A 21,971-nucleotide genomic window follows, 5' to 3' on the forward strand; every position below is an offset into this window, starting at 1 on the left:
TTAGTTTGTCAGACTGAATATGATGAAAGAATCCACAAGCTAAGTTTGATTTGAAAACACTCTATTCTTTGACTCTGTACCAATAGCTATAAATCTCTGAATAACCCAGCTTGGCGTAAAGCTTCAAGGCAGGTACATTATTCGCAACGACTTGCAGGTAACTGGACGTAGCACCTTGTTTTTTTGCCCAATGCAATAGATGCAGGATCATCTGTTCAGCAAGTCCCTGATTCCGAAAGTTAGCGTCTGTTATGATGTCATATAATCCAATGTAGCCACGTTCGATGACACCAAACCCACAAGCGACGACTTGCCCATCGATCAACAGCGAGATGAAACCTACCTTTGTCCGGATATTCTCCAACATTAATTCCGTCGTTTCCCTTTGCAGATCATCCACCTGATTTAACCTGCAAAAATGATCCAGCCATGTTGTGGTCAACTGTTCGTCGATCTGTACAGATTGGTGCACAGGCTCTTTGATCTCTTCCAGACTCCGAGTCTGGATACGGGTCAGATCGACAACGCCATACCCTTTGTCTTGCAAAAGTTGGTCGAGATGATCCGGCTGAATAAACGGTGTGATTTTGAATATGGTACTTAACTGATTGGAGGCATAGATGCGCTCACATTCCTCAATCTTTTTATGCACATCCAGAGTGGAGTCGTAGATAGGTTGAACGGAGTTGGCACGTTTGGTATATCCTTTGGCAAAACGCAGTACCCAGCCGTCATATAATAAGGTGGACAAGGGTTGCCAGTGGTTAAGCGATAGTTCTTCAATGGTTTTATGTTCTGAATCTATGGTATGCGTCATATCCAACCTCCGATTTTATGATTAAATAATAATACATAATAATGTATAAAAATACAATGCAAACATAAATATTGCCGAACAGTATGCATTATGGTCGGAGATGGTATACAATTTGATTTGGTTGAATGAATAACTTCAGAAGCGGAGCGCGTTATGTTAACTATAGAATTAAATAATCACAGCATTAACTGTCATATCCAATACGGCAAACGCAAAAAAGTGTCCATCACGATGGACTTGCCTTATATGGTAACAATCAAAGCACCCAATGGTACCAGTGAAGACATGATCCGGCAACTTGTAGAGCAGCACGGGGATGTAATTTTGAAGAAATCCGCACTGATGCAGCGGGCGCTCGAAGGTCCTCAAGCCAAGGAATACGAAGATGAGGGCAAGGGGAAGTTTCTGCTTTTTGGCAAAGAGCATGCACTGCATGACTTAATCCCTGTAGAGGGTCTGACAGAAGAAGAGCTGCGAGCGAATTTGAAGAAGTTTTATTTTGCCGAGTGTAAACGTATGATTGGGGAGCGCATCGGTCGCTATCAGCAGGAGTTGAAGGTGAAGCCGAAGTCAGTAGAGATCGTAGATTCTCCCACCAAGTGGGGCAGTTGTAGCTGGGACAAAAAACTTACGTTCAATTATCGTCTGGCGATGGCGCCACTGGAAGTGATGGATTATGTCATCATTCATGAACTGTGCCATATTCACCACATGAATCACGATCGCTCTTTCTGGCGGCGGATCGGTAGCATCATGCCGGATTACAAAACAAAAGAAGATTACCTGATGCGAAATGGTCGGGCTATGACACTATAATTCCAGACCCAAGTTTGTACTTGATACGATAGATCCCTCCATTATAATTCGTAAAATCCGCGATGGTCCCACTGTTTGCAGTGAGCGGCTTCGCGGATTTTTTGTTATGTCTGGATCAGGAGTGGGTTACTTGAACGCCGTATTGTGTGAAAAAATGAGTAACCGCATCCATGTCCATTCGATCATCAAACAGATGCTCAGGATAATAGACGCCTGGAGCCATAGGCTCATCCGTTGGCATCATCAGTATTTTCTCGGCTTGCACCGCAGCGCCGAGTGCAGTCATGTGGGTCTGACCAAGTGGGTCAGAGACCGTCATCGTTCGTTCAACCTGGTTACCTTTCGCATCCAATCCTTTCAATTGAATGACCAGATGATGTGCACTCCCAGTTCCTGGATTATAGAGCAACTTTCGCCGGAATGGCTTGAAACGTTCACCGCTGATCATCTTCCATACTCCAGTTTTAACCAGTCCCGTGAGTGCATAGGTAGATACTTTACTATCGAATGCAATGCGGAAGCTGGTTGAATCAATATGGCTGGTATGAGGCAAAGTGACGTGATCGGGTGTGTCCAGTCTGTAACATGGGGTCGTATACCCGTTCGGGAAATGAACCTTAATCGGATCTGTCATGGGGTAGACGAGTCGGTTCGTGTTGGATTCGGTGACCTGAAAAGGAATACTCATCCGGTCCATGAAGGCTGCCGAATCAGGGCCGGCCTTATCCCGCAGCGACCATAGGGCATGAATGTTTACTTCGACATGTTGCAGAGAGTTAGAAAGTATCATGGCAAAGAGTGACGCCGTTCCTGCCATCCATCCAGAGGACAGCACTACCGGAGCATGAAGCTCTTCCTGCTCTACTGTACGGATCGCTTGATTGAACACCTCAGTCCAGCGTGTTACATCGATAAGTGGAATTTTTCTCCGCACTGCCGATACCAGTAGCCGATCATCCAGATCGTTCACTGCATTAATGATTAACGATATATTCTCTCCTGCGTGAATCAGTGGATCGTCTGCATTGGTATCAACAACAACCGTTTGGACACGATTGGATGGAAAAGGTGCTGCTTTACCTGCAGAACGGCCTCCCAGTACCAATTCCAGATCAGGATGCCTGTCATGCAAAATGCGGGCAAGCTGTGCACCTACAGCACCATAGCCTCCAGCAATAAGAACTCTTTTTCTATTCATTCGATAAACCTCCGTTGATATGTTTATGTACTTATATGTTTAAACTATTGAACATATAGAGGTGAAGAAAAGGAATGCATTACACCAGCGCGGTATGCGCTAGCTCTGACATTCCACTTCCACGAGATGAACGAGCTGTTTGATTAATTCGATCGCATCGTTGAACTCCAGCTTGTAATACATCTCCGTACCTTTTTTCTGAACCGATAACAGCCCGGATTGACGCAATATTTTCAAGTGATGAGAGACCGTAGGGCGTGACATGGGGACATGCTCTGCAATCTGCGATACGTTCATGCTCTCTTGATCAATGAGCAGCGATATGATTCGCTGGCGAACGGGATCTCCCAAACCTTGAAGATAAGGACTTAGATTTTCGAAAATATCAATAACTTTTTGGTTACCTATCGACTCGTTCATGGCTCACTCCGTTATAATGTTTAATTGTTTAAACGTATTATAAGGCTTAGTTCACTTAAAAATCAAATTTAACATTCCAAGTTGCAGGAAATTAGCTGTTCCGCTTGTCCATTTGAAGTACAATATAAGCAAATATGCCCGTACCACGGATCCATTGATGTATCCGTGGTGGAAGGAGTCCAAGATGGCTGAGAGTAACCATTATTCGGTGCTGGTAGATGAATATATCTCAGAGTTTGCACCCGATGTACAGGTGAGATTACAGGCGTTAAGACAGATTATTCGTGAAGCGGCTCCGAACGCCGAAGAGAAGATCAGTTACCAGATGCCTACGTATGCACAGCATGGGAATTTGGTTCATTTTGCCGCTTACCAGCATCATATTGGGTTTTACCCTGCTCCCAGGGGAATTCAAGCTTTCCAGGAGGAACTCTCCAAATATAAAGGGGGAAAGGGATCTGTCCAGTTTCCGCTCGACCAGCCATTGCCGGAGGATCTGATCCGCCGGATTGTGGAGTATCGTGTGAAAGAAAATGTGGAGATCGCCTTGGAAAAGAAACGCAAAAAGGGAGCACCGAAGTAATTAAAGCTCCTATCACAAAAGCTCATATCATAAACTATAAAAAAACAGTCGGATGCCTATGCATTCCGACTGTTTTTGTTTTTAGATTCTAGGTTTTACTCTGGTCGTACTTCATTTTACTTTAGTTTATTCCTATGCTCTTGCTTCCCTTCTATTCAAAGTAATACGTAACGTCTGAATTACTTGCTGTAGGAATCAGATACATAAAGCTTGGGTCCACTTGCAAGTAGATGGTCAGGTCGGAAACACCCAGATTAGGGACAGTCAGACTGAATCGACCGTTAGCGTCCAGCTTCACTGTTTCGGTGCGAATATGTTTTTCGTCAGGTGAAGGACCGTGGATCTGGAATGAGAATGTTTTGCCTGCATAAGCCGTGAGTGTTCCCCGTACTTTCAGCGTACGATCCGCTGTATATTCGAAATGCATTAGATGGTTATCCAGGTAATCCTCGTTCCCCGTATCCGGGTCCTGGGGCTCTGTTCCAGGGTCTTGTGGTTCTGTCCCAGGATTCTGTGGATCGGTTACAGGCTCTTGTGAAGGATTGCTAACCGAGAAGAAACGTGTCTGATATGAAATTTCTGCTTTGGACCCGTCTTTCTTTTTCAAACCGGTAATGCGAACGTTGAACGTGTCGCCTGCCTTCAAGGATTTCAAATTATCTGGGCGGAAAATAACAGCATAGTTATACCCATAACCATCGGAATTTACATTGAAATAGGCCTTTGCAGGATCACTGCTAACCGGGGTTTTTGCTCCCAGTACCCAAGTTTTCTGATCCGATGAACGCACGATCTCCACCTGTACCTCCGAATTGGAAGGCTTCGCGAAGACGTCCGGATTCAACTGTGCAGACCAGGCTTGTGACACATTGAATGCTTCAATCGGGAATGCCCCTTTATTCGGATACAAGTTGTAATTGTAATTGAGTTTTCCTGAACGGCTCGTATCCATAACTTGCATGGTGCTGAAGTGGCTCGCATAGTTTTTGTTGTCCCGGGATGCAATTCCGAATCCGACCTTTTTCAGTTGAGGACTCAAAATCCAGCGGCGATGGCCGAGTGCAGCAATGTTGCTTGCATCCGAATCATCCATATAAGCTTCAACACTTTGGACTGCAAGGTTTCCTTGAGCACCATAGGAAGCGTACAGGTTGGAGCTTGAAGCCGATTTGGCTCCCAGATCAAAAAAGTCTTTTGGCATATCTGCAGGACGGACTGGGAAATGAGTCAATTCTCCGGTAGAAACAACGACTGCTCCATGCTGGGCTTGACGATTAAGCGCAGGATCCAGAACGAGATCTCCATCCAAACCGGAGAGATACCGATAGAAGTTGGCTGCACCTAGAGCCTGCTCTAATGTGGTGTTACTTACTACACCAGCGACGTAAGGTGCTTTGGTCGAGGGTTTCTGAGTGAACGTTGCAGTTTGGTTCTTGCCACTCATCCATTGTGTCCATTTCTGGCTGATTTCTTGTTCACTTCGCTCAGGCAGCAGACTGTCGACAGGGGCCGCAGCGATCTGCTGAGTTCCGAGCAGCATAAACAATAGACCTGCCAGAGGAAGAGAGAGTAACGAGCGGATGTACCTTTTTTGAATAAACATGTTCTAATCTCCTTCTAGTAAAAAAATATTATTATGTATTCGATGTATTTTATCGACATTAAAGGTATAATTCGTTAGTTTTATGAATGCAATTGTTTATTCGAATTCAGCGATTTTTCAGCCAGAGCCATTATAATACTCACGGAATCCTGTAATCGAAAAGGAGTTTTTGCATGTCTAAGGTGCTGCATAAGTCGTTTTATCTCATTTTGCTCGTGTTTGTTGTGGTGTTTATTGCTTCGTCCTTGTTGGTTCGGGCACAGTACAACTACGCCTTGTATGGGGACAATCCCATTTTGGGCATGCAGCAGTGGAGTATTTTTCTCCCGGTCATTCTTTTGCTTCTTGGTTCAGGTGTCGGGTTATATGCTCTATGTCTGAAGCTGAACAAATACAGTCCGAAGGTTGTCATTCCGATTGTGCTGCTAAGTTCTTTGGCCATTCAGATCATCATCATTTTTGTATTTCCGAGAGTACCCACCGATGATTCACAGACCGTTCTCTCACTCGCCATGAACATGCTGTATGACCAAGACTACTCGTCGTTTGAACCGGGTGGTTATCTGCAGATGTTCCCGTTTAACTACTCGATCGTGTTGTACCTGAAGACATTGCTGTACCTGTTCCCGGACAACTATCTGGTCATCAAACTATTTAATATTTTGTTTTCAACGTTAACAACGTTCATGATTTATCTTATCTACAAACAAGTGAATGACAGATCTACGGAGCGTGATTACGGTGTGTTGATCTTTGCAGCCACGTACCTACCGTCCTTGTTCCTGAACAACCTGATCTATAACGATGTGATTGCCACAGCATTTCTGACATCTTGTATATACTTTGTTATTCGTTTTGTACGTGAAAAGTCTTGGAAAACAATCGTCATTGCCGCCGTTTTTCTCGCAATGGGCAATTACTTCCGAAGCATTGGCGTGATCGTGCTAATCGCTGCCATCATAACTATCCTGCTGAATATGTGGAGCATCGGAATGAAGAAAGTTGTCATTTCCATCGGTGTGCTGGCTATGTTGTTTAATGTACCAACCTGGACTCAGAATGCGGTTCTTCAATCCTCCGGTGTTGTGAGCGAATCTGTCGGAGAGAATGCTGCACCGGTCTATATGTGGCTGAATATGGGCATTAATCTGGAGCGTTTTGGCTTCTGGGACAATATGGAGAGTTATCAGATCTATCAGAGGCAGGCCAACTACAATAAGGCTGAGAGCGCAGCATTGTTCAAACAAGAGATCGGCAACAAGCTGTCTGAAGCAAGTGCAAGTGACTTGGTGCAGATGTATTACAAAAAGATTATATGGACCTGGACCGAAGGAACGTACCAGATGGACCGCTACGGAATCGGCAATGAAAGTTCCATGGGTGCCGGAAGAGGAAGGGGAGGCGGAATCGCAAGCTCCTACAGTTACACCAATGCGATAACAGAACTGTTACAAGGGGATTCGGTTTATCGGACAGGTTTGCTCTGGATTGTATATGTGATGAATTTCTTGATGTACTGTTTTATTTCCATCCGGTTGGTTGGTGGAATTCGTCGTAAACGGTATGATGAAGTCTCCTTAATCCTGGTCATTCTCGGATTCATCGGATTTTATATTCTGTGGGAGATTAAGTCCAGATACATCTACCCTGTATATCCGTTGTTGGTTGTGCTGTCCTATATGGGTTTCAAAGATACGTATGACTTCATATTCCATCGTAAAGGTACCTTGGAGAGATATTCCCTGAGAAAAAGGTGATCATATGCGAAAAAATAAATATTTTACATCGGTTACGCTACTCCTACTGCTGGGATGTTGGGTTATGCTAACGGCTTGCGATGTGATAACCGCTCAGAATATTACCAAGACCAGTTCTGCGCAAGGCATGAACGGTGGCGGTATGCCGAATGGTGGTGGCCTGGGAATGAATGGAGGAACACCGAGAGGTGGAAGAGGCACCGCGGGCATGAATGATCGATCAGGCAGTCCTGGCATGACGCAGGGGATGATGAATGCCAACATTACTGGTAGAGTCATCTCCGTGAATGGAAACACAGTTACGCTGGCGTTACTTGAGGTGCAGGACAACTCATCCCCAAGCATGGAGTGGAAGGATACCGGAATGGAAATGAAGTTGAATATAGGTGATGATGTTGTTATCACTGAAGGCATGGGGACGCCGGGTTCGGGCAATTCCAGCCCACGTGCGAATTCGTCCATTCAAGTGTCTGATCTCCAAAAAGAAAACATCGTGATGGTGTGGTATAAGGACAACACCGAGACGGTGGAAAAGGTGATGGTTGTCCAGTAAAAAATGATGGGATTATCGTCATTTTGTAATTGCTTACATTTGGCTTATCGGCTATTATGGTAACAACTGGTTTTTTGAAGGGAGTGAGCGTCATGAAACGACGGTCTAAGATGGTATGTTCTATTACTACAATGAAGGTAAGCATAAACTGAATAATTCCGGCAGATCATTCAGATACAGTGTGGACACATCCAGCTTCCCAGTCGATCTGAGATCTGCCGATCTATAGGGATATAACTGCTCAATTTTTCTGGCGTATGCGAGGTTTATTTGCTTGTGCAAATTTCTCATACACTCAGAATTTTTAAAAGCCGCAGGCATAGCCTGCGGCTTTTTGCGCGCAAAAATAGGCATTCGGTGGTTACAAGCAATGCACATAAAACGATCAAAAAGGAGAAATGTCCATGTTAAAATTAAAATATTTATTCCAAAATAAAGACCTTGCCGAGATGATTCTAAAGAATTGGAGTTATGATCCCGAGTCGCTGGACATGTTTCAGTATTATCGCATATCCTCCAATGCCGTGTATCCGTTCAGAGATCAGGGGGAAGTGAGATTGCTTCGATTTGCCCCGGTTGAGGAAAAAAATCAAATCAACCTTCGCGCGGAATTGGATTTCCTCCGTTATCTTCGAACGAATCAGTATGGAGCCATGGAGGCTGTACCTTCTCATTCAGGGACAGAACTTGTAGAGGCTCACACCCCATGGGGAACGTACTATGCTTCCGTATTCAAGCGAGTACCCGGATCGCAGTTAGGAAGTATTGATTTGAATAACACCATCCTGTACAGCTATGGTCAGGCATTGGGCGAGCTGCATCATCTATCGCGCGCATTCATGCCTGAGCAGAAGGAGAAACGCTGGAACTATACGGATGTTTTGGATTGGATGCAGGAGATCCTGAAGGGTTTTCCTGGTGAAACGGCTGCTTTGAATGAGGTGGAGTTTCTTCGAACGTATTTTGCGACTTGGCCGATGACCCAGCAAAATTTCGGTCTCATCCACTACGATTTTGAACTGGACAATGTCTTCTATGACGAAGGTAGCCAGTCTTGTTATGCCATTGATTTTGATGACTCGATGTATCACTGGTACGCAATGGACGTGGAACAGAGTCTGGATAGTCTACGTGAGGAGATCGAGCCTGAACAATGGGAGCAGAAGAATCAATTGTTCCTGAACGGGTATTGGTCCAAGGTGGCAGAACGTTATGATCTGGAGAGTATGTTCCCCGCTTGTCGTCGTTTTGCCAATTTGTACGGTTATGTGCGTATGCTTCGATCTGTTACAGAGCAGTGGTCACATGAGCCGGAGTGGATGAGCGGACTAAGAGCGAGGTTAGCGAGGATAATGACAGAAAAGGCAGAGCAATTCGGTCATCCGATTTAATTTCTACACGTAAAAAGTTATATCCACCAATACACTGAACATTGAACGTATGTCATGTCTCATATCAAAATCAGTCCTCATAACAAACAAACCAGCTGGGAATTCAATGTTGAATTCCTAAGCTGGTTTTTACATGTTACTCGGTATAATCACTTATCGCAGTTCGCCCCGCCTCTACACTGATCCAGTAGGAATAATCTTCGCGCACGTCCACATAGAGGTTAAGTTCCTTTGCATCAAGGTTACTTAGCGTTAGTTTGAAATTGCCATAGGCATCTGTTGTAACCTGTTGCGTCTGGATGTGCTCTACAGCAGGCGAAGGACCATGGATTTTGATCGGCATCGTCTGGTTGGCATACGCCGGGAACGTACCTTGAAGGACCAGCGTGTGATCTGCAGAATATACAGCTTTCATGGTCTGATCCGGTAGTCCGCCGTTCTTTTCATTCTCGGTAGCTTCAGTGGCATTCTTCGGTCTGCTCCATAGTTCGAAGCCTTTTTCCTTCAGGTTCTGGAGAAAAACAACGGCTTCTGCCCGGGTCAAGGATTCATTTCCTGCATAACCTTGCACCGTAGCAGCGGTTTTGCCTGAAGAGTATCCCATGTTCAGCAGATACCGGATGGCATCTTCATCCTGGGTATAATTTTTACCGCCAAGCCCCGCCACGATTACGGCTACTTCTGTTCGGTTCAAGGCATGATTGCGCAGCTTTGGATTCTGTTTGCTGGCATCCAGATTCAGATTCAACGCGGAAGCATAGGTATAATAACGATCACTCCAGATGTTTCCTTTGACAGCTTGTCCCTCCGCAGCATCGATACTCTGAATCACATGGGAATTCGCATACAGCTTGAATACCATAGAGAGGAATTCGGCCTCACTCACCCGATTGTTGGGTTTGAACGTTCCATCCTCGTATCCACTGACCATCTCCTGTTGAACGGCCCATTGAATGGCATCTTTCGCCCAATGTGTGCGGATATCAGTTAATTGGGGAATTCCCGTTACCGTAACAGAGACAACCACTTCTTTCCCTTCAAAACGAATCCGAATTTCGGCTTTACCAGCCTGCAGTCCAATGATTTTTCCATCCTTGATGGCAATGCGATCTGACGTCGTAGTGAAGGAAACGTTAGACTGGGGAACATAGGATGTTCCGTTATCATTCACGGCAATGATCGAAGGTAGATCAATCTGTTCTCCTGCTCGGACTTTCAGGTTTGGTTGTCCTGGCGTTATACGGGTAAGTGTTGTATCTTGAACACCGTCCACATGGAAGAAACGTGTGGAGTATGAGATCTCCGCTGCTGTACCATTTTTCTTTTGCAGACCTGTAATTCGAATGTCGAACGTATCGCCGTTCTTTAACAATTGCACATCGTCCGGACGGAAGATGATGGCGTAGCCATATCCATATCCACCTGTCTCTACATTGAAATAGGCTTGATTAAACCATTGTTTATCTGCAGGGTCCACGTTGTAATAACCGGTTGGAAAGCCACTGTTCTGATTGTTGGCATTAAAGGTCCACGTACGTTGATCGGAAGTCCGAGTCATCTCGACCTGTACCTCAGATAGTGATGGTTTCGCGAATACATCTGTATTCAGTTGAACAGACCAGGCCTGTGTACTGCCAAAGGCTTCGATTGGAAATGCACCCTGATTCGGGAACAGGCTGTAGTTGAACGAAGTTCCCCCAGTTCTGCTTTTATCAAATACCTGCATGGCACTATAGTACTGATCATATGTCTTGCCTGCTTCACTACGAGTGGCGAGTCCAAATCCGATTCGTTGCAGTTGTGGACTCAAAATCCAGCGCCGATGACCGAGTCGATCAATATTGGAGGCGTCTGAATCATTCATGTAGGCCTGTATGCTTTTTGTCAGGACGTTATTCTTGGCACTGCTGGTAACGTACAGATTGGAGCTGCTGGCAGACTTTGAACCGGTGTCAAAGAAATCCTTTGGCATATCTCCTGGCTGCTCTGGATAATGGGACAGGTATCCACCCGTGGAGACCACAACAGCCCCATGTTGGGCTTGACGATTCAAGGTAGGATCAAGGACAAGATCGCCCTGTAGCCCCGTGATAAAACGATAAAAGTTGGCTGCGTTCAGCCCTTGTTCCAGATAGGCGTCACTTACCACACCAGCAGAGTAGGGAGCACTTGTCGAAGGTGTCTCTGTATACAGGGGAGATGTATCATTGCCATTCATCCACTGATTCCACTTTTGGACAATCTCCTGCTGACTTCGCTCAGGTAACAAACTGTCGACCTGTTCCGCATATGCCGCTTGAGCACCCCATATCATAAACAGCAAACCTGCCAAGGGCAGAGTGAACAGTGAATGTATTTTATTTTTCCGGTAAACCATGTTTCCAACCCCTTTCATATCTGAACGTACGAAGAACATATGCATGTTCAGCATTATGGTATATTCATCGACATTACAGCTGGTTTTGCTTAGAGCCAGGCATGAGTAGCATAAGGCCGAGCGTGTGAAGGAGGATGTTTAAATTAGGGAGTTGGTGGTTCATTTGTTAAAAAAAGAGCACAGGCCACCCCGCTGATTCAGGACAGCTTATGCTCTTTCTACATATGTATCTACTTTTTAGTCGAGACTCAGGTCGAAATCAGGCTCACACATATAATCTAATGGGTACAGATCATCTCGTGCCGAGATTAATGCACGGAAATGCAGATCCCTGATACCATGCTCAGTTGCACTTTCATCTGATCGATTGGAGACAAGTTCAGCTACCACAAATACGTCTTCTGCGAGGTTACATTTAAAAAGAACATTTTTCGGATGAATGACTTCCTCCAGGTAACTGTACGTCATCACTTGAAATGTTTGTCCGCGCCAGTTTGTCTTGATCACTTTATAGGACTGTGTGCGAACCAGATCCAGATAACGTTCCAGCTGGAACGTATGCTCAAATTGCGTAATATAACCTTTTTTGTCCACATCAATCGTAAACTCCACATCATAGCTCACATGCATTTCATCTTTATAAGTTCCGTTCATAACCTTCATGTTGTCAAAGTGTAATCCGAATTCCGGATCTTCTACATAGGGAATGGTAATGAGTTCGGGGTCAACATAATCTGTGATCTTGCTGTTCATGGATGGTGCGCTGTAATACTTCGATGGCTGAAGATAAATCGATCCAATCATGCTTCCTGGGAAACCGGGGCTGCAAGTTATTCGCATAGTCATCTCCTTAGTTGTTGGTCAGTATTTAGACGAACGAGTAGGGAGAAAGTTGCACCAGAATAAGGAAATGAAGGACAGGAAGAACCCAGTATGTCTATCTCCCAAAACATCGAGCAGGAACGAATGGTAGGTAAGTATTCTTTTAAGTCATGAATCGCATGTCTACTTCTGTTCCTGCTACTTTCATATGAACAGGAGTACTGGCACTATTTCCAATCTACTTACTCTTTTGATACAGTATCTGTAGGACATATCGGAGGTATATATTATGTATGGAACAATGTTTTCATGAATGGGTCATGGAGAACCGTGCCCCATATCGCTCTCGAGAGGAGTCCATCTAATGAATGTGAATGAACATGTGATCGAACAACAGTCTCTTACCTTTGTAGGCATCAAACGAACGTTCTCTTGTGTGGATGGTGATAATTTAAGAGAGATTCCTAAGATGTGGCAGGATGCTTTGGCAGATGGAATTGAGGAACGTTTAAACGGGTTCAACAACGGAGCCATTCCCGGTTTGGTAGGCATCTGTGTAGATCAGAGAGAGATGAAGGACAATCAAATGGAGTATTGGATTGCTACCTCTCACTCAGGTGAAGTGCCTGAAGGTTTGGTGTCCATCGAACTTCCCGCGTCCCATTGGGTTGTATTTGAAGCGGATGAATTAGAGCCGGAGGCGATACAACGGTTGTGGCACCATATTATGACAGAGTGGTTTCCTTCCACTTCATATCAGCATACAGGTATTCCAGAACTTGAAGTGTACAGAGGTCATGGTGCACCTCCCCAAGTCTGGATACCCGTCAAATTGAAATAGGAGGGCTACGATGTTATCGAATAAAGTGATTGATCATTGCCAGGAGCAAGGCTGGTGGCATGAAGATGTTCCAGCAGCATATGAAGAAGCATTGCAAAAGCTGGAGATTGATCTTCAGTCGGATTTCGCACAATTTTATTTACATGCAGAGGATGGACCGACTTTTTACAGCAGGCATCAGGAGTTGTATCAGATCTGCTGGTTTATGGAGAACACCGTATATATGGAAGACATGAATGTAGCACAGCTTACACTGGGACTTCCCGAGGCGTATATTCCACTGGACAGTTTTGAAGGTGAAGGTGGATTTTTCTACAACCGTCAGACGGGAGAAGTGGTGCTGGTGGAACTGGGCGAATCGATTGAACGGTTTCTTAATGGTGAGAGTGAGCCGCAGTGGGCTGATTTCAATGCTTTTCTGGAGTGGTATTTCGTTCTGGAGGAGGAGACGGTGCAATGAAAGATCTGACACCGGAACATGCCGAACTGGAGCGACAAATTGTAGAAACGGTAGAAGCAGGTAATGTGCTGGATGAGACGCAGCAACATGAACAAGCACTTATCTATTATGATCAAGCATGGGGTATGTTGCCCGAGCCGAAGATGGAATGGGAGATTGCAAGCTGGATCGCGTCCTGTCATGCGAATGCACATATCGATCTGAAGCAGTATGAACTGGCGAAGCCGTGGGCTGAGATATCGTTAAGTACGCGGAGTTCGGATAGAAATACGAGTCCGTTGATCGATCTCGGCATGATCTGCATGAGACTTGTACAGCATGACGAGGCGTATTCGTATTTGCATCAGGCGTATGAGTTCGGCAAAGAGCGGGCATTCCAGGGAAGCCCAAGGGACGTGTTGAACTATTATAAGAAAGAGCGCGCCAAGCGTACCTAGAGTGATTCCGACCATACCATGAAACAAAAAGGGTACCCCGGTTTGGCCAAACATGACCACAGGAGTACCCTTTCGAGTTGAATATTCGTTTATTACTTATTACAGGATGTTCCACTTCATCTAATCCGAAATGTTACGCGTATAGTATTCAATAATATCCTTACGACGGATAATACCGAGGAAGACACGATCGACATCCACCACGGGCACAAAATTTTGGTCTGCTGCAAGTGTCAGCATATCCTCCATTTCAGCCTCAATGAATACACATTCATTATATACCCGATTGTTAATCTCATGGACTTGAACCTGATCCATCGTATCAAAAGTCAATCCGGGTGTATTTCGCATTTTCCATAACAAATCGCCTTCGGACAGGGTAGCAACATATTTTCCATCCTGGTCAATCACGGGAATGGCGGTGTAGTGGTGCGATTCCAATTGCTCAATAGCATCTTTCATGGAAGCGGTAGACTTGATATAGGCCACTTCGGCTTTGGGGAGTAAAAAATAGCTGATTTCCATCATCGGGCTCCTTTTCAGCCTTTTGCATAGCAAAAAAGCTTTAGTATGTAATCTCACTATCCTTATTTAAACATATTATGTGAGCTTTCGGCTATTTTTAATGATAAATTCGTCAGATTTGTTTCATTGTTTAAATGGCGCTGGAAATCTATAGTGTATATTAGAGGTGATGTAACCATGAAATCCAAACGTAAATTAATGTACGGACTGCTGCCCATCTTGTTTGCAGGTGGAATCGGAATGTATCTATACATGCAGAATAACAAAGAAGCAGAGGCCAAGCCCCAGACTACCGTGAATCAATACATAGAGCATCTGCAAAAAAAAGAATTTGACCAGTTGTACACCTTGATGACACCTGCTTCGCTGCAAGAGTCGGGCATGAACAAGGAACAATTTGTTGAGAAATACAATGCGATCTATTCGGGTATGGAAGTATCCACCGTCAAGGCGGAGGTTAAACCTGTGGAGGTTGCCGAAACGGCTTCCGATGGCAGTAAGACCGATGCAGAGAAACAAAACCCGGATACCTATGAGGTGGATTACAACCTGCAACTGACAACTTTTTTGGGTGAAGTCAGTGAGACGCATACATTAAAACTGGTCCGGCAGGAGCTTGAGGACGGGGGCAAAAACTGGCAAATTAACTGGCAGCCTTCACTGATCCTGAATGACATGGTTAAGGGCAGTAAGGTACGAGTGAGGACACTGTTTCCGGATCGTGGAGACATTGTGGATCGTGATGGTTTGCCGCTCGCTACCAAGGGCACGATGAATGAATGGGGCATTGTACCTGAGAAACTTGGGGATAACCCGGACCAGATGATTGCTCGAATCGCGAGCCATTATCAGGTTTCGGAAGATGCCATTCACAAGGCGCTTGCGCAGACATGGGTGAAGCCGGAGTATTTTGTCCCGATTGGTTCAACGGAGGAGTTTGACGTGCCAGAATCTTTAAGCGGGGTTACGATGCAAAGCAAGGAAATCCGCTATTATCCACTCGGCGAGGCGGCTGCGCACCTGATTGGTTACGTGCGCAAAGCCACCAAGGAAGATCTGGATAAGGATACGGAAGGGTATTATCGCGCAGAGGATTGGATCGGTAAAGCGGGTTTGGAGCAGTCCATGGAGAAGCAGCTGCGTGGTGAACGTGGTGGTCTGATCGAAATCACCGATGAATCCGGTAACTCCCGTTCTGAGCTTATTAGCAAGGATGCTGTAGATGGACAGAATGTTCAGTTGACGATTAGTTCCAAACAGCAAAAGAAATTGTATCAGACTTTATCCAGCGGTGGAGACGCCGGTGCAATGGTTCTAATGAATCCGACGGACGGCAACCTGCTGGCGTTAGTCAGTGCGCCTTCCTATAACCCGAACAAGATGGTTACAGGACTTACTCAGGCAGAGTGGGATGCTTATTCGGCGAATGAGAAGCTTCCTTTTATCAACAGAGTCACTACCCGATACGCACCAGGATCAACCTTCAAAGCGATTACAGCCGCAGCGGGGCTGATGGAGAAGGTGACCAGAGCGGACAAAACCCATGATATCTCTGGCTTGCAATGGCGTAAAGACGATAGCTGGGGCGGTTATTATGTTAAGCGTGTGAAGAGTTTATCCCCGGTTAACATGGTCGATGCTCTGGTGTATTCGGACAATATTTACTTTGCGATGGAAGCGATCGAGATGGGCAGCGCCAAGTTTATTGATGGGATCCAGAAGTTTGGTTTTGGCGATAACTTTGGACTGGATGAACTGTATCTGAAGCCAAGCCAATATGCCAACGAAGCACATCTGGATCTGTCGTCTGAGGTGTTACTCGCTGATACGTCCTACGGGCAAGGGGAGATGTTAATGTCCCCGATTCATCTGGCATCGTCATTTACACCTTTTATTAATGAAGGGAAGCTGGTGAAACCTGTTCTGATCGAGGGAAAAGAAAGCACTGACCCTGAGGTAATTATTACTCCGGAAGCCGCAAATACGGTTAAGGATGCTTTGGGAGAAGTTGTTTCCCGTCAGGGAGGCACCGCCCATACCTTGAATTCAATACCTGGTGGACTCGCGGGCAAGACGGGAACAGCGGAACTGAAAGCGAAGAAGGGAGAGAAGGGGCAGGAAAACGGATTTTTCGTAGTGTTTGATACCGATTCTCCGACCTTCCTGTTATCAGCTGTAATTGAAGAGGTGAACGGCCGAGGTGGAAGCCACTATGTCGTGGATAAATTAAAGCCTTTTTTGGAAAAGTTGAAGATTACGCAGTAACTCCGATTTAATATATAGCCTCGCAAGCATAATAAAAAGACCCGGTCACCATGTTATAGTTCTCACATGTGACCGGGTCTTTTTTGTTTCATTTTATTCAATATGGGATCATTTATTTCCTTGCAGTGATCATGAAGCGTGCCGAGTTGGTACGAATGCCCTTCTCGTCGTGATGTTCATTCACAAACTGCTGGAATCGCTCAAAGTCAGTGTCTACCTTCCCGAAATCAGGAATGATGGGTGCATGGGTTAGGAGAAACATCAAATCTTCGGGTGTAGCGTAATGCTCCACCACATTATATTCACGGACCTGAATGTCATGGAAACCTGCTATTTGAAGTTCATGCTTGTATCGTTCCATCAATGTGCCAGGTTGAATGCCAAGGCTCTGTCCACGGCCAAAAGCTTTTGAAATGTTGGATTTATCATGTTCGCTAACCTGCTGGGTTAGAAATATCCCACCCTGAGCAAGAACCCTAAATACTTCTGAAGCAGAGAACCCAGAGTGTCTGGAAGATACCACATTAAAGAAGCAATCTGGAAAATCCAGTTTTTCTGCGTCCATATGAAAAAAGCGTACATTGGAATGACCGCCCATAGCCTGAAGATTATGCTGTGCGGTCTCAATCATTCCTTGAGCGAGATCAATTCCTACTAGCAATAAAGCTTCTTCCGCAATGGACAGAATGGCTTCTCCACCACCTGTTCCAATATCCAGCAACAGATCGGACGATCGCGTATGGCGAACAACTTCCTCATAGAAGTTCCATCCGATGTTCTCCGAGACAACGTTCATGGAGCTGAAGTTCCAGCCATTCGTCCGGCCTACGCGTTCATAAAAGTTAGCGTAATCTATTTTGTTTTTCATTCTCATATTCCTCCAATGTGAGTTTGTTTGAATAGGACAAGTGAGTTGTGCCAAATCGTTCTAATATAAATGGTCGAATAGGATCAAATGGACAGACGTGTCCCTTGATAGCTGGTACGCGTTTTGACCCAGCCCGACGACTAATTACTTCGAACAATACGGAGCAACATCCGTGTCACCTCACAAGTTGGAATGTCTCCATTATATTCAATTGACAGCGTATACGCGAGGTGTTATTTTGAGGTGGAATGTATTCTATGAGTTCGAGGTGATCAATGGTGGCTATTCGTGCTAAGCAGATCTTTGTCAATTTACCTGTTCAAGATTTGAAGAAATCCGTTGAGTTTTTTACTAAGGTGGGGTTTGAGTTTGACGCCAATTTTACGGACGAGTCTGCTACTTGTATGATCATCGGGGAAAATATTTATGCCATGCTTCTGGTGGAGGAACGTTTCCAATCCTTCATTTCGAAAAAAATCTCCAATGCCGCCGATACAACCGAAGTCATTGTTGCCCTGTCTGTAGATAGCCGTGAGCAGGTAGATGTGATTGTACAAGCTGCCCTTGATGCAGGAGCGAAGCCATCCAACGAACCGCAGGATCACGGATTCATGTATGGATGGAGTTTTCAGGATCTGGATGATCATCTGTGGGAAGTCTCCTATATGGATCTAAGTGCTTTTCCTTCAGAGTGATAAAATGAAAATAACTAGAGCCTTCCTAGATTAATAGGAAGGTTCTTTTTTTGTCAGTCGTACCTTTTTCATTGCTTATATTGGGTGCATCTGTTAAAATACAGAACGAATGTTCAGTATGCATGGGACGGAGTGAAATGGAATGAATATGAATAAAAAGCAACTTCAAACCGAGCAGACCAAGAAGAAACTTGCGGATGCTTCTAAAGCCCTTTTTGTACAAAAAGGTTATAAAGCAACGTCTATTGAGGATATTGTAGCTGCGACGGGCAGCAGCAAAGGCAATATATATTACCATTTTAAAAGTAAAGAAGGTCTGTTCCTCTATCTAATCGATGAGTGGGATCGGGAGTGGGAAGCGAGTTGGGCGGCTAAAGAACATCTGTACCGCACCTCCACGGAAAAGATATACGGACTGGCTGAACAACTCGTCATGGATGACATGAATCACCCGCTGACAAAGGCGGCTGATGAGTTCTTCACAGGGGAAAAGAAAGAAAATGATATTGAGGAACGGATATCCTTAATGTTTGAGCGGCATATTCAATTTAATAAACAAATGATAGAGCAAGGCATTGAGAGCGGTGAGTTCAAAGCAGACAATGTAGATAATCTCGCGCTCATATTGGAAAGTACCATTATTGGTCTTAGTCAGATGTCACGGGGGATGGAGCCTGATCAGGCTCTCGCTCTATATCGTCAGGCCGCTAGTGTATTCTTGCACGGGATTGCAAAAGATAAAGCTTAAGCAACATTTTGACAACTACGGAGGATGGAATCATGGCATTACTGACACGGAACAGGGGCGCATTGCTGCTGTTAATGTTTAATATTTTTCTCGTTTTTACAGGTATTGGTCTGGTTGTGCCGATCATGCCTGCGTATATGGATCTACTGCATATCACCGGATTCACGGTTGGATTGCTGGTAGCGGCATTTTCCTTCACTCAGTTTCTGTTCTCCCCGCTTGCGGGTCGATGGTCGGATACGTGGGGACGTAAAAAAATTATCGTTGGCGGTATGCTGATTTTTGCCGTATCCGAGTTTATGTTTGGTGCGGTCAATGCACCAGTGCTGCTCTTTGCAGCCCGGATGCTTGGTGGTATTGGTGCGGCGATGATCTTCCCGGCAGTTATGGCTTACACCGCAGATATTACAACAGAGGAAGAACGCGGCAAAGGTATGGGATTGATTAATGCAGCGATTACAACTGGATTTATTATCGGCCCGGGAATTGGTGGGTACATTGCGGACTTTGGCATTCGAATTCCGTTCTACGCCGCTGGGGTTGCCGGTTTGCTGGCATCCATCATTACATTGATTATTTTGCCGGAATCCACGCGAAGCACAGGAGAACAAAGTAAACCTATCCCTGGTTTAACGAAGGTCAAAGCTCCGGGTATGGTGTCCCAATTGCTCAATTCATACCGGGAACCGTACTTTTTCAGCTTGATTATTGTGTTTGTTATGGCATTTGGTCTGGCGAACTATGAGACGGTATTTTCATTATTTGTGGATCACAAGTTTGGTTTCACGACCAAAGACATTGCATTCATCATTACATTTGGTTCCATCGCAGGTGCGGTTGTGCAAGTATCCCTGATCGGTTGGTTGCTCAATCGATTTGGTGAAAAGATGGTCATTTCAGTCTGTCTGTTATTTGTAGCCGTATTTGTACTGTTGACCTTGTTTGTAAGTACGTACTGGATGATTCTTGTCGTAACGTTTATCGTCTTCTTGGGAATGGATATCTTACGTCCGGCGATCAGTACACAGATGTCCAAACTGGCACAAGAACAACAAGGTTTTGTGGCCGGACTGAACTCGGCGTATACCAGCTTGGGGAATATCGCAGGTCCGATCGTAGCTGGAGCACTGTTCGATGTGAATATTAACTATCCTTATGTTTCGGCAGCAGCGGTTTTGGCGATCTGTTTCCTGTTATCCTTACGGGTACTTAGAGGGGCCAAAGCGGTTAAGCAACCGAAGGCTGAAATGTAATTTTATAATTGGAAAAGAAAGCTTCCACATCAATGCATCAACACCAAAAAATTCGACTACACATGTTTCATGTGCAGTCGAATTTTTTAATAGTACGTGTATTAACGAATTTCTCCATTCGTTTCAATCAGTTTTTGATACCAGTGGAAACTCTGTTTGCGGATACGTCTCAATTCCTTGATATCAAATTCCTCACGATCCACATAGATGAATCCATAACGTTTGCTCGACCCTTGATGTGTGCTAACCAGATCGATCGCAGACCAAGGGCAGAAGCCAAACACATCCACGCCGTCTGTAATCGCCAGTTGAATCTGTTCGATATGTTTATTGAAGAATTCAATACGATATGGATCGTTAACGACGTCGCCTTCCTCTAGTTTATCAAAAGCACCCAGACCGTTTTCCGTTACAATCAATGGCAGATGATAACGAGAGTAGATTTGGCGCAGGGTAGAGCGGAAGCCCACGGGATCAATTTCCCAGCCAAACTCCGTTTTTTGCAGATTGGGATTCACAGATCCTCTATATGCGCCCGGTTCACCTACGATTTCATGCTGGTCTCCTGTATGGGAGAAGTCATTACCATCGTTCAGACTTTCACCAACCGTCTGGGAAGTATAGTAGTTAAACGCAATAAAGTCAGGGTTTCCTTGCGCCAGGATGTCCATATCTCCATCTTCAATGATGGGCGTATATCCTTTCTCTTCGAGATAACTCCAGGCAATATGATTATAACGTCCATATACCGCCATATCGAGATAGAGCCAGTTACGAATGGCAGCATAGTTATCAGCCGCGAGTGTGTCTTCTGGTTTGGAGCTAGCCGGGTAAATTACACCGATATTAGGAGCTGGGCCAATCTTGGCTTCAGGCAGCATTTCATGACACAGGACCATGGCTTTAGCTTGAGCAACCAGCATGTGGTGATTTTGCTGATACAGTGTTTTTTGCGGATCAACAAGTGTTGTATCCAGTGTACCCAGAGAGCCAGGATGCAGGATCAGCATATTTTGTTCGTTGATGGTCAGCCAATATTTAACCCGATCTCCGTAGTTCTCATAAAGGGTCTTGGCATATTGTTCAAAAGCATCAATCGTTGCACGGTTGGACCAGCCGCCTTTTTCTTCAAGCGCATAAGGAAGATCAAAGTGATACATCGTCACAATGGGTTCAATACCGTATTTAATTAACTCATTAATGAGGGAATCGTAAAAGGCGAGGCCCTTCGGATTCACTTCACCTGCTCCTTGCGGATAGATGCGTGTCCATGCGATGGAGAAGCGGTAGGCTTTAAAGCCCATTTCGGCGAGCAACGCCACATCTTCTTTGTACATATGATAGTGATCACTGGTTACCTTGAAGTCGGTTACACCTTCCACATGGTTGCCCATGTCGATGACAGAAGGGCCTTTGCCATCTTCATTCCAGGCTCCCTCAATCTGATAGGCAGAGGTTGAACCTCCCCAGAAAAAATCTTTAGGAAATGGTTTCAGTTGAGTATGTTTCATGGTTAGTTCCTCCTAAGTTGAATTCGTATAA

21 protein-coding genes are annotated in these 21,971 nt (G+C 45.1%); 12 read left to right on the plus strand and 9 right to left on the minus strand.

What is annotated here, in order from left to right; genetic code table 11:
- Window positions 1–61: 61 nt before the first annotated feature.
- Complete coding sequence (locus tag MHI12_RS04255) at window positions 62–817, minus strand: GNAT family N-acetyltransferase (protein ID WP_405171631.1); 756 nt, start codon at window positions 815–817, stop codon at window positions 62–64.
- A 153-nt stretch (window positions 818–970) separates the two neighbouring features.
- Between MHI12_RS04255 and MHI12_RS04260 the strand changes: the two genes are divergently transcribed.
- On the plus strand, window positions 971–1,633 hold the full coding sequence (locus MHI12_RS04260) for a SprT family zinc-dependent metalloprotease (protein WP_340389089.1): 663 nt from the start codon (window positions 971–973) through the stop codon (window positions 1,631–1,633).
- A gap of 115 nt (window positions 1,634–1,748) precedes the next feature.
- Here MHI12_RS04260 and MHI12_RS04265 read toward each other — a convergent pair whose 3' ends face one another.
- Together MHI12_RS04265 and MHI12_RS04270 are read right to left on the minus strand one after the other, a co-directional pair.
- Entirely contained in the window at window positions 1,749–2,831 is a 1,083-nt protein-coding gene (locus MHI12_RS04265) for a saccharopine dehydrogenase (protein ID WP_405171632.1), read from the minus strand.
- A gap of 99 nt (window positions 2,832–2,930) precedes the next feature.
- Window positions 2,931–3,251, minus strand: a complete 321-nt coding sequence (locus MHI12_RS04270) for a metalloregulator ArsR/SmtB family transcription factor (RefSeq protein WP_340902166.1) — start codon at window positions 3,249–3,251, stop codon at window positions 2,931–2,933.
- 184 nt (window positions 3,252–3,435) lie between these two features.
- Here MHI12_RS04270 and MHI12_RS04275 point away from each other — a divergent pair, with 184 nt between their 5' ends.
- A complete protein-coding gene (locus tag MHI12_RS04275) occupies window positions 3,436–3,834 on the plus strand; it encodes an iron chaperone (RefSeq protein WP_405171633.1) in 399 nt (132 codons plus the stop codon).
- A gap of 151 nt (window positions 3,835–3,985) precedes the next feature.
- On the opposite strand, the gene MHI12_RS04280 is transcribed toward MHI12_RS04275, so the two are convergent.
- The gene (locus MHI12_RS04280; protein WP_405171634.1) at window positions 3,986–5,437 is read right to left on the minus strand and encodes a CAP domain-containing protein; all 1,452 of its coding nucleotides are present in this window, start codon (window positions 5,435–5,437) and stop codon (window positions 3,986–3,988) included.
- A 173-nt stretch (window positions 5,438–5,610) separates the two neighbouring features.
- Between MHI12_RS04280 and MHI12_RS04285 the strand changes: the two genes are divergently transcribed.
- The 3 genes from MHI12_RS04285 (at window position 5,611) to MHI12_RS04295 (ending at window position 9,138) form a co-directional block, all read left to right on the plus strand.
- Window positions 5,611–7,194 carry a glycosyltransferase family 39 protein gene (locus tag MHI12_RS04285; RefSeq protein WP_405171635.1) on the plus strand — a complete coding sequence of 528 codons (1,584 nt, stop codon included), beginning with the start codon at window positions 5,611–5,613 and terminating at the stop codon, window positions 7,192–7,194.
- 4 nt (window positions 7,195–7,198) lie between these two features.
- Window positions 7,199–7,747, plus strand: coding sequence for a hypothetical protein (locus tag MHI12_RS04290; protein WP_340027515.1), 549 nt, complete (start codon window positions 7,199–7,201; stop codon window positions 7,745–7,747).
- A gap of 404 nt (window positions 7,748–8,151) precedes the next feature.
- Window positions 8,152–9,138 carry a phosphotransferase enzyme family protein gene (locus tag MHI12_RS04295; RefSeq protein WP_405171636.1) on the plus strand — a complete coding sequence of 329 codons (987 nt, stop codon included), beginning with the start codon at window positions 8,152–8,154 and terminating at the stop codon, window positions 9,136–9,138.
- A 136-nt stretch (window positions 9,139–9,274) separates the two neighbouring features.
- On the opposite strand, the gene MHI12_RS04300 is transcribed toward MHI12_RS04295, so the two are convergent.
- Window positions 9,275–11,515: an S-layer homology domain-containing protein gene (locus MHI12_RS04300; RefSeq protein ID WP_405171637.1), complete on the minus strand. Its 2,241-nt coding sequence runs from the start codon at window positions 11,513–11,515 to the stop codon at window positions 9,275–9,277.
- A 237-nt stretch (window positions 11,516–11,752) separates the two neighbouring features.
- Window positions 11,753–12,355, minus strand: coding sequence for a hypothetical protein (locus tag MHI12_RS04305; RefSeq protein ID WP_405171638.1), 603 nt, complete (start codon window positions 12,353–12,355; stop codon window positions 11,753–11,755).
- A gap of 346 nt (window positions 12,356–12,701) precedes the next feature.
- Between MHI12_RS04305 and MHI12_RS04310 the strand changes: the two genes are divergently transcribed.
- Genes MHI12_RS04310 through MHI12_RS04320 form a run of 3 tightly spaced genes read left to right on the plus strand, consistent with a single transcriptional unit; the run spans window position 12,702 to window position 14,075 of the window.
- Entirely contained in the window at window positions 12,702–13,178 is a 477-nt protein-coding gene (locus tag MHI12_RS04310; protein WP_405171639.1) for a GyrI-like domain-containing protein, read from the plus strand.
- A 10-nt stretch (window positions 13,179–13,188) separates the two neighbouring features.
- Window positions 13,189–13,638: a hypothetical protein gene (locus MHI12_RS04315; protein WP_076217251.1), complete on the plus strand. Its 450-nt coding sequence runs from the start codon at window positions 13,189–13,191 to the stop codon at window positions 13,636–13,638.
- Complete coding sequence (locus MHI12_RS04320; RefSeq protein WP_405171640.1) at window positions 13,635–14,075, plus strand: hypothetical protein; 441 nt, start codon at window positions 13,635–13,637, stop codon at window positions 14,073–14,075. Before MHI12_RS04315 ends, MHI12_RS04320 begins: the two co-directional genes overlap by 4 nt.
- Window positions 14,076–14,195: 120 nt before the next feature.
- Here MHI12_RS04320 and MHI12_RS04325 read toward each other — a convergent pair whose 3' ends face one another.
- Window positions 14,196–14,600, minus strand: coding sequence for a CBS domain-containing protein (locus MHI12_RS04325; RefSeq protein WP_074093601.1), 405 nt, complete (start codon window positions 14,598–14,600; stop codon window positions 14,196–14,198).
- Between the two features lie 177 nt (window positions 14,601–14,777).
- On the opposite strand from MHI12_RS04325, the gene MHI12_RS04330 reads away from it, so the two are divergent.
- Window positions 14,778–16,865: a penicillin-binding transpeptidase domain-containing protein gene (locus MHI12_RS04330; protein ID WP_405171641.1), complete on the plus strand. Its 2,088-nt coding sequence runs from the start codon at window positions 14,778–14,780 to the stop codon at window positions 16,863–16,865.
- 112 nt (window positions 16,866–16,977) lie between these two features.
- On the opposite strand, the gene MHI12_RS04335 is transcribed toward MHI12_RS04330, so the two are convergent.
- Window positions 16,978–17,733, minus strand: a complete 756-nt coding sequence (locus MHI12_RS04335) for a class I SAM-dependent methyltransferase (protein WP_405171642.1) — start codon at window positions 17,731–17,733, stop codon at window positions 16,978–16,980.
- 278 nt (window positions 17,734–18,011) lie between these two features.
- Between MHI12_RS04335 and MHI12_RS04340 the strand changes: the two genes are divergently transcribed.
- The 3 genes from MHI12_RS04340 (at window position 18,012) to MHI12_RS04350 (ending at window position 20,429) form a co-directional block, all read left to right on the plus strand.
- Window positions 18,012–18,428: a VOC family protein gene (locus MHI12_RS04340; protein ID WP_237178160.1), complete on the plus strand. Its 417-nt coding sequence runs from the start codon at window positions 18,012–18,014 to the stop codon at window positions 18,426–18,428.
- A gap of 148 nt (window positions 18,429–18,576) precedes the next feature.
- On the plus strand, window positions 18,577–19,176 hold the full coding sequence (locus MHI12_RS04345) for a TetR/AcrR family transcriptional regulator (RefSeq protein WP_405172928.1): 600 nt from the start codon (window positions 18,577–18,579) through the stop codon (window positions 19,174–19,176).
- A gap of 32 nt (window positions 19,177–19,208) precedes the next feature.
- Window positions 19,209–20,429, plus strand: coding sequence for an MFS transporter (locus MHI12_RS04350; protein ID WP_036668281.1), 1,221 nt, complete (start codon window positions 19,209–19,211; stop codon window positions 20,427–20,429).
- 101 nt (window positions 20,430–20,530) lie between these two features.
- On the opposite strand, the gene MHI12_RS04355 is transcribed toward MHI12_RS04350, so the two are convergent.
- A complete protein-coding gene (locus tag MHI12_RS04355; protein ID WP_076253740.1) occupies window positions 20,531–21,940 on the minus strand; it encodes a glycoside hydrolase family 1 protein in 1,410 nt (469 codons plus the stop codon).
- Between the last annotated feature and the right edge of the window lie 31 nt (window positions 21,941–21,971).

The sequence above is a fragment of the Paenibacillus sp. FSL H8-0280 genome, assembly GCF_045040665.1.
GTDB classification, from domain to species: domain Bacteria; phylum Bacillota; class Bacilli; order Paenibacillales; family Paenibacillaceae; genus Paenibacillus; species Paenibacillus xylanexedens_A.

Bases quoted from the DNA above. Each gene is read 5' to 3' on its own strand.
- MHI12_RS04320 (WP_405171640.1), top strand. From the start codon at position 13,635: ATGAAAGATCTGACACCGGAACATGCCGAACTGGAGCGACAAATTGTA.
- MHI12_RS04275 (WP_405171633.1), top strand. From the start codon at position 3,436: ATGGCTGAGAGTAACCATTATTCGGTGCTGGTAGATGAATATATCTCA.
- MHI12_RS04330 (WP_405171641.1), top strand. From the start codon at position 14,778: ATGAAATCCAAACGTAAATTAATGTACGGACTGCTGCCCATCTTGTTT.
- MHI12_RS04335 (WP_405171642.1), bottom strand. From the start codon at position 17,733: ATGAAAAACAAAATAGATTACGCTAACTTTTATGAACGCGTAGGCCGG.
- MHI12_RS04260 (WP_340389089.1), top strand. From the start codon at position 971: ATGTTAACTATAGAATTAAATAATCACAGCATTAACTGTCATATCCAA.
- MHI12_RS04315 (WP_076217251.1), top strand. From the start codon at position 13,189: ATGTTATCGAATAAAGTGATTGATCATTGCCAGGAGCAAGGCTGGTGG.
- MHI12_RS04255 (WP_405171631.1), bottom strand. From the start codon at position 817: ATGACGCATACCATAGATTCAGAACATAAAACCATTGAAGAACTATCG.
- MHI12_RS04300 (WP_405171637.1), bottom strand. From the start codon at position 11,515: ATGGTTTACCGGAAAAATAAAATACATTCACTGTTCACTCTGCCCTTG.
- MHI12_RS04290 (WP_340027515.1), top strand. From the start codon at position 7,199: ATGCGAAAAAATAAATATTTTACATCGGTTACGCTACTCCTACTGCTG.
- MHI12_RS04355 (WP_076253740.1), bottom strand. From the start codon at position 21,940: ATGAAACATACTCAACTGAAACCATTTCCTAAAGATTTTTTCTGGGGA.
- MHI12_RS04350 (WP_036668281.1), top strand. From the start codon at position 19,209: ATGGCATTACTGACACGGAACAGGGGCGCATTGCTGCTGTTAATGTTT.
- MHI12_RS04280 (WP_405171634.1), bottom strand. From the start codon at position 5,437: ATGTTTATTCAAAAAAGGTACATCCGCTCGTTACTCTCTCTTCCTCTG.
- MHI12_RS04265 (WP_405171632.1), bottom strand. From the start codon at position 2,831: ATGAATAGAAAAAGAGTTCTTATTGCTGGAGGCTATGGTGCTGTAGGT.
- MHI12_RS04325 (WP_074093601.1), bottom strand. From the start codon at position 14,600: ATGGAAATCAGCTATTTTTTACTCCCCAAAGCCGAAGTGGCCTATATC.
- MHI12_RS04270 (WP_340902166.1), bottom strand. From the start codon at position 3,251: ATGAACGAGTCGATAGGTAACCAAAAAGTTATTGATATTTTCGAAAAT.
- MHI12_RS04285 (WP_405171635.1), top strand. From the start codon at position 5,611: ATGTCTAAGGTGCTGCATAAGTCGTTTTATCTCATTTTGCTCGTGTTT.
- MHI12_RS04345 (WP_405172928.1), top strand. From the start codon at position 18,577: ATGAATAAAAAGCAACTTCAAACCGAGCAGACCAAGAAGAAACTTGCG.
- MHI12_RS04305 (WP_405171638.1), bottom strand. From the start codon at position 12,355: ATGCGAATAACTTGCAGCCCCGGTTTCCCAGGAAGCATGATTGGATCG.
- MHI12_RS04295 (WP_405171636.1), top strand. From the start codon at position 8,152: ATGTTAAAATTAAAATATTTATTCCAAAATAAAGACCTTGCCGAGATG.
- MHI12_RS04310 (WP_405171639.1), top strand. From the start codon at position 12,702: ATGAATGTGAATGAACATGTGATCGAACAACAGTCTCTTACCTTTGTA.